This is a genomic window from Advenella sp., assembly GCF_052108595.1.
Taxonomy (GTDB): Bacteria; Pseudomonadota; Gammaproteobacteria; order Burkholderiales; family Burkholderiaceae_B; genus Advenella.
In genome coordinates, this window is sequence record NZ_JBQEAU010000170.1 from 1 (window position 1) to 6,521 (window position 6,521).

5 protein-coding genes and 3 tRNA genes are annotated in these 6,521 nt (G+C 50.9%); 1 reads left to right on the forward strand and 7 read right to left on the reverse strand.

Going from position 1 to position 6,521, the window contains the following annotated elements; genetic code table 11:
* Nucleotides 1-101 precede the first annotated feature (101 nt).
* The 7 genes from ACTIKR_RS19920 to mnmG form a co-directional block, all read right to left on the reverse strand.
* Nucleotides 102-176: transfer RNA gene (locus ACTIKR_RS19920), tRNA-Thr, on the reverse strand.
* Nucleotides 177-255: 79 nt separating this feature from the next.
* Nucleotides 256-329: transfer RNA gene (locus ACTIKR_RS19925), tRNA-Gly, on the reverse strand.
* Nucleotides 330-517: 188 nt separating this feature from the next.
* Nucleotides 518-603 (reverse strand) — tRNA-Tyr (locus tag ACTIKR_RS19930).
* 140 nt (nucleotides 604-743) lie between these two features.
* Complete coding sequence (locus ACTIKR_RS19935) at nucleotides 744-1,751, reverse strand: ParB/RepB/Spo0J family partition protein (protein ID WP_442328814.1); 1,008 nt, start codon at nucleotides 1,749-1,751, stop codon at nucleotides 744-746.
* 11 nt (nucleotides 1,752-1,762) lie between these two features.
* Nucleotides 1,763-2,560: a ParA family protein gene (locus ACTIKR_RS19940; protein ID WP_442328815.1), complete on the reverse strand. Its 798-nt coding sequence runs from the start codon at nucleotides 2,558-2,560 to the stop codon at nucleotides 1,763-1,765.
* On the reverse strand, nucleotides 2,550-3,230 hold the full coding sequence (gene rsmG / locus ACTIKR_RS19945; RefSeq protein WP_193087912.1) for a 16S rRNA (guanine(527)-N(7))-methyltransferase RsmG: 681 nt from the start codon (nucleotides 3,228-3,230) through the stop codon (nucleotides 2,550-2,552). Before rsmG ends, ACTIKR_RS19940 begins: the two co-directional genes overlap by 11 nt.
* Before the next feature lie 10 nt (nucleotides 3,231-3,240).
* Nucleotides 3,241-5,181: a tRNA uridine-5-carboxymethylaminomethyl(34) synthesis enzyme MnmG gene (gene mnmG, locus ACTIKR_RS19950; RefSeq protein WP_442328816.1), complete on the reverse strand. Its 1,941-nt coding sequence runs from the start codon at nucleotides 5,179-5,181 to the stop codon at nucleotides 3,241-3,243.
* 321 nt (nucleotides 5,182-5,502) lie between these two features.
* On the opposite strand from mnmG, the gene ACTIKR_RS19955 reads away from it, so the two are divergent.
* On the forward strand, nucleotides 5,503-6,521 hold a 1,019-nt coding region (locus ACTIKR_RS19955), incomplete at its 3' end, for a methionine aminotransferase (RefSeq protein WP_442328817.1).

The following is a 6,521-nucleotide window of genomic DNA, read 5'->3' on the forward strand; positions in this document are numbered from 1 at the left end:
CAATCGTACCTACGTTTACGTGTGGTTTGGTACGTTCAAACTTACCTTTTGCCATTACCGACTCCTGAAGATTGGGGCTGGATAAATAATTAAAACGCTTGTGGTGCCCATGGCGGGAATCGGACCCGCGACCTCTCCCTTACCAAGGGAGTGCTCTACCACTGAGCCACATGGGCAAATTCTTTCTAACAACTTGTCCCGGCCATATAAAAATTAACGTACATATGGCCTGAACATTAGGAAACCGGTGCGGGATGGAGCGGGTGAAGGGAATCGAACCCTCATCATCAGCTTGGAAGGCTGTTGCACTACCATTGTGCTACACCCGCAGGATCCTGGAACGTTCCCTGCATTCGCAATTTGTTATTGTTGAGGCGGTAATATTCGTATACCAGTATCACCACTGTTACAGCAGGAGGGTGACCGGTTGCCACAGATGCAAAACAGCAAATCTGGGCAAATCACTCACTCCGGCAGCCAATGACTAACAAAAGCCTTCACAAAGAACAAATTCGGCTGGTGGTGGAGGTTGGATTCGAACCAACGTAGGCGTAAGCCAACAGATTTACAGTCTGCCCCCTTTAGCCACTCGGGCACTCCACCAAGAGAACTACGGATTATGTAGTACTTGCGATTTGCTGTCAAGTACTAATTATGACCAAAGCGATGATTAACCCGATTTACCGCGATTTTTTTCCAAACTGTCGGAAAATTGCCGCAATCGGTCCGCAAAATCAGCGCCCTCAACTTTCCAGAATATTGCTCAATCCCTGCTTTTCCAGCAACGAGTTCAGATGCTCCCAGCCATGAAAGTCGATCAGCAACTGGCCCTTGTCCTTGCTGCCCATTTTCAGGCTGACACGAGTACCCAGGTGGTCCGACAGGGCCTCTTCAAGGCGTTCCACATCCCGGTTCGCCGCTTTGGGCTTGGGCTGCGCCTTACTCTGCCCTGCGCTGTTGACCAACCTCTCGGTTTCTCGCACGGAAAGCTTGCGCGCCACGACCTGATTGGCCAGAATGATCTGGGTGGCCGAATCCACGGCCAGCAGCGCCCGTGCGTGGCCCATGTCAAGCTGGCCCTGCAACAGGAAGTTCTGGACCGGCTGCGCCAGATTCAACAGACGCAGCAGGTTGCTGGTCAGCGAGCGAGAACGTCCAATTGCCTGAGCCGCCTGCTCATGGGTGAACTGAAAGTCGTCGATCAGCCGTTTTACCCCCTGGGCTTCTTCAAGCGGGTTCAGGTCTTCGCGCTGAATATTCTCAATCAGCGCCATGACAGCCGCATTTTCGTCGGCTACCTCGCGCACCAGCACCGGCACTTCGGCAAGGCCGGCCAGTTTGGCTGCCCGGAAGCGCCGCTCGCCGGCGATGATTTCGTATTTCTCCGGCTGGTCGCCGGCAATAGGACGAATCAGGATCGGCTGCATGATGCCCTGACTGCGCACTGATTCGGCCAGTTCGTTCAGCGCCGTCTCGTCCATTTGCGTTCTGGGCTGGTATTTACCGGCACGAATCTGATTCAACGGCACGCTAGAGGGCAACTCCGGCCCCTTGTCCTCGTCACGGGACAGGTCCTCGATGACATTGATATCATTGCCCAATAACGCAGACAATCCGCGGCCCAGGCCCTTGGCCTTCTTTGCCGCTGCAGGCGCTGCCCGGGATACCTTTTTTGCAGCTGATTTTGCGGGCGTTTTGGTGGTGCTTTTGGCTGCTGTTTTGCTGGCCGTTTTCGATGACGCTGTTGCCATGATTTCCTCTGTTATTCCTTATCCATTGCTTTGACGCGCTTGATGACTTCGAGCCCGAATTCCCGATAGGCCTTGGCGCCGCGTGACGACTTATCGTACAGGACGCCGGGTACGCCATGACTGGGCGCTTCGGCCAGCCGTACATTGCGCGGGATGACAGCTTTGAACACATTGTCGCCAAAGTGCTCCATCAGCTGTTCCGATACCTGCTGCTGCAATGTCACGCGGGAATCATACATCACGCGCAATAACCAGATCATTTTCAGATCCGGGTTAATGTTCTTGTGCACCCGCTTGATGGTGTTGACCAGGTCCGAAAGCCCTTCCAGCGCAAAGTATTCGCACTGCATCGGAATGATGACGCCATTTGAGCATGCCAGCCCGTTCAGGGTCAGCAGTGACAGCGTGGGCGGACAATCGATCAGAACGTAATCATAATCGCCAGCGACCTGGGCGATCGCATTCTTCAACTGATGCTCGCGGTTCTCCAGTTCAAACAGATCGAAGTCTGCACCCGACAGTTCGCGGTTGCCGGGCAAAACATCGTAGCCGCCAGTTTCCGAGCGTACACGTACATCAGCGATACTGGCTTCGCCTATCAGCACCTGATAAATGTTTAAGCTTAAACTATTTTTATCAATGCCGCTGCCCATGGTTGCATTGCCTTGCGGATCCAGATCCACCAGCAACACCCGCTTTTTGTGTAACGCCAGACTGGCAGCCAGATTAGTTGCCGTCGTCGTTTTACCTACCCCTCCCTTCTGGTTTGCAATACAGAATACGCGAGGTGATTTTATTTCATTTGTCATATTTTCCTACTTGCTGCAACCATACAAGACAACGCTCAGCATCCAGTTCCGGCACATTCAGTTTCTGAACCTGCGCAACCGACCACGCGCCCTTTTCTTCCAGCTGTGACACTTCTTCGGATGCCAGCCGCCCTTTCATTGCTACCAGGTGCCCGCCGCTACCCACATGCATGCCTGACCACTCACTGAAATCGACCAGTGAGGCAAACGCCCGCGAAATAACCAAGTCGACCTGGGCCGATGGCTTTCGTTCAATACGGACATGTTCAGATACCAGATTGGGCAATTTGAGTACGCCGGCAGCCTGCCGGATAAACGCCGTTTTCTTTTCAACGGCATCTACGCAGCATACCTGCCAGTCAGGTCTCATTATAGCCATGACAGCCCCCGGCAGACCACCACCGGAACCCACATCCAGTACAGAAATTGTCCGCTTTGGGGCAAACTTGTCACTCAGGGGACCGATCACTGACAAACTGTCAAAAACATGCTGAATCAGCACTTTATCCGGGTCCCTCAGGGCAGTCAGGTTATACACTTTATTCCAGCGCAATAACTGATCCTGATAGCCAATCAACTGCTGGATCTGCGTATCGGTAATGAACAGCCCCAGGCTGGTGGCTGCATCTGCAATGCGGTCTTGCCGCCCTGCTCTGTCATGCTCGCTCATGCCCACCTGCTCATTCTTCAACTGCCACGGGTGCTGTTTTGCGCAGCGTTTTTGTCGACAGCTGCAAACGTTTCAGATGGATCAGCAGAATGGAAATAGCGGCCGGGGTTACCCCTGAAATCCTGCGCGCCTGACCTACGGTCTCGGGGCGTGTGTCTTTCAGTTTCTGCCGCACTTCAAATGACAGGCTGGCCACTGCATCGTAGTCCAGGTCAGCGGGGATTTTCTGTTCTTCAAGATGACTCTGACGCTTTACTTCTTCCTGCTGACGGGCAATATAACCGGCATACTTTACCTGTATCTCGACCTGCTCTTTAACCGCGTCAGACAAGTTATCTGCAGGCGCCAGCACCGAACCATCTTCGGTAGCTGCATTCGTCAGAGTGTCATAGGTCACCGATGGACGTTTCAACAAATCTGCAAGCGAATAATCCCGTTCCAGGCGCGTACCAAGCAGCTTTTCGGATAGATCAGCGTTGAATGTCCTGGGAGATACGCGAGTGCCAGCCAGCCTGGAGACCTCCCGTTGAACGGCATCACGCTTATTACTGAAGAAGTCCCAACGGGCATCATCGACCAGCCCTAACTGCCGCCCTATTTCCGTTAAACGAAAATCCGCATTATCTTCGCGCAGGCTTAGTCTATATTCTGCCCGTGAGGTAAACATCCGGTACGGCTCGGTCACGCCTCGCGTTACCAAATCGTCTACCAACACCCCCAAATAAGCCTCATCGCGTTTCGGTGTCCACGATTCAAGCCCTTTTGCCTGCCTGGACGCATTAAGCCCGGCAAGCAAGCCTTGCGCGGCAGCCTCTTCATAGCCGGTAGTGCCATTTATCTGCCCTGCGAAGAACAGACCAGAAATCACTTTCGTTTCAAGACTGCGTTTGAGTCCACGTGGATCAAAGTAGTCATACTCGATGGCATAGCCAGGGCGCAGCACGTGCGCGTGCTCCAGGCCTGGCAGGGTGTGAATCAATTCCAGCTGCACATCAAAGGGCAAACTGGTCGAAATCCCGTTGGGATAAATTTCATTGGTAAGCAGACCCTCTGGCTCCAGAAATATCTGATGAGAGTCTTTGTCGGCAAAACGGTTTATTTTATCTTCAATAGACGGGCAATACCTTGGCCCTATCCCGTCGATCACGCCCGTATACATGGGGGAACGATCCAACCCATTGCGGATAATATCGTGCGTTCGGCTATTGGTGTGCGTAATCCAGCACGACACCTGGCGCGGATGCATCTGCACCGACCCCATATAAGAAAATACCGGAACAGGGTCTATATCGCCAGGCTGCTCTTCCAATTTACTGAAATCAATACTGCGAGCATCGATACGTGGTGGCGTGCCGGTCTTAAGCCGACCCTGCGGCAGATTCATTTCTTTAAGACGTTGCCCAAGACTAATCGCAGGGGGATCTCCCGCCCTGCCCGCTGAATAATTATTCAATCCCACGTGGATTAAGCCATTCAGAAAGGTTCCGGCGGTCAAGACAACGGTTTTTGAATGAAACACCACCCCAATCTGGGTTTTGGCGCCAATCACCCTATCCCCTTCAAGAACAAGATCATCTACCGCTTGTTGAAAAAGCCACAAATTCTGCTGGTTTTCCAATCGAGAACGAATCGCCTGTTTATAGAGCACCCTATCAGCCTGCACACGCGTCGCCCGTACTGCCGGGCCTTTTGAACTATTCAGGATTCTGAATTGAATCCCTGCCTCGTCCGCAGCAATGGCCATGACACCGCCCAAGGCATCAATTTCTTTAACCAAATGCCCCTTCCCTATTCCGCCAATTGAAGGATTGCAGGACATTTGCCCCAAAGTTTCAATATTATGGGTCAATAAGAGAGTTTTGGATCCGGAACGCGCAGCAGCGAGCGCCGCTTCAGTACCGGCGTGGCCTCCACCAACAACAATGACGTCAAATTCGTCTGGGTAGTTCATTTTGTTCTTTCAATCGTAGGAATAGCGAAATGTTCCACGTGGAACATTAAAAGGAATTCTATGGAATGCTATTTTAAACGCAATAGCACATAAAAGACATTATCTAAATTGTTCCACGTGGAACAATTGTGGATAAGTATGTTGATAACGCGATGAATATGCTGTGAATATATAGGTATAGTTTGTGTATAAGATCATCGACATTCAGGCATAATAAGAATTATAGCCCTGTTAATAAAATTAATACAGTAAGAGACGCAAAAAGTGATTACAAGCATTTCCTCAAAACTTCCCGCAGTTGGAACCACAATTTTTACCGTTATGACCAAAATGGCTGCCGATTTCAAGGCAACAAATCTTGGACAAGGCTTCCCGGACTTCGATCCTGACCCAAAACTCACTGATCTGGTGACCCAGGCAATGAAAACTGGCCACAATCAGTATCCGTATATGCCTGGTGACCAGTTGTTGCGCAGCAATATCGCAAAAAAAGTCGCGACACTATATGGCCACCAATATGACGAGAATACCGAAGTTACCGTTACCAGTGGTGCAACCGAAGCGCTCATGGCAGCAATTCTTGCCGTGGTCAATTCTGGAGACGAAGTGATTGTGCTGGAGCCAAGTTACGACTCCTATGTACCAGCAATCCGTCTTGCCGGTGGAGTCCCGGTTTTTGTACCACTTGCGGCGCCTGGGGATGAACACAGCAGTTATTCAGTGGATTGGGACAGGGTAGGGGAGGCCATTACCCCCAAAACAAGATTGATGATACTGAATTTCCCTCACAATCCTACCGGTATTACACTGGCTACTAGCGACCTGGATGCGCTGGAAACCATTATTGCTGACACTAACGTGCTTTTGTTGGCCGACGAAGTCTATGAGCATATTGTTTTTGACGAAAAACCATTTCTGAGCCTGAGTTGCCGTCCCGCTTTGGCAGCACGAACCTTTCACATATCTTCATTTGGCAAAACCTATCATACGACTGGCTGGAAAATAGGGTATTGCTGTGCGCCTGCAGTTATGACTGCTGAATTACGAAAAGTGCATCAGTTCATGGTGTTTACAGTGAGCTCTCCCATGCAAGTTGCGCTGGGTGTTTATACAGCTGATCCGTCAACCTATCTGACATTGCCTGCTTTTTACCAGGAAAAACACGATTTTCTCTATGAAGGTCTGAAAAATACCCGGTTTAAACCGATACGTAGTCAGGGAACCTTTTTTCTTCTGGCTGATTATTCGGCAATCTCTCAGGACAATGAACTTGCTTTCGCAAAATGGTTGACTCAGGAAAAGAAAGTGACTTTGATTCCAGTGTCTGCTTTTTACCGAAA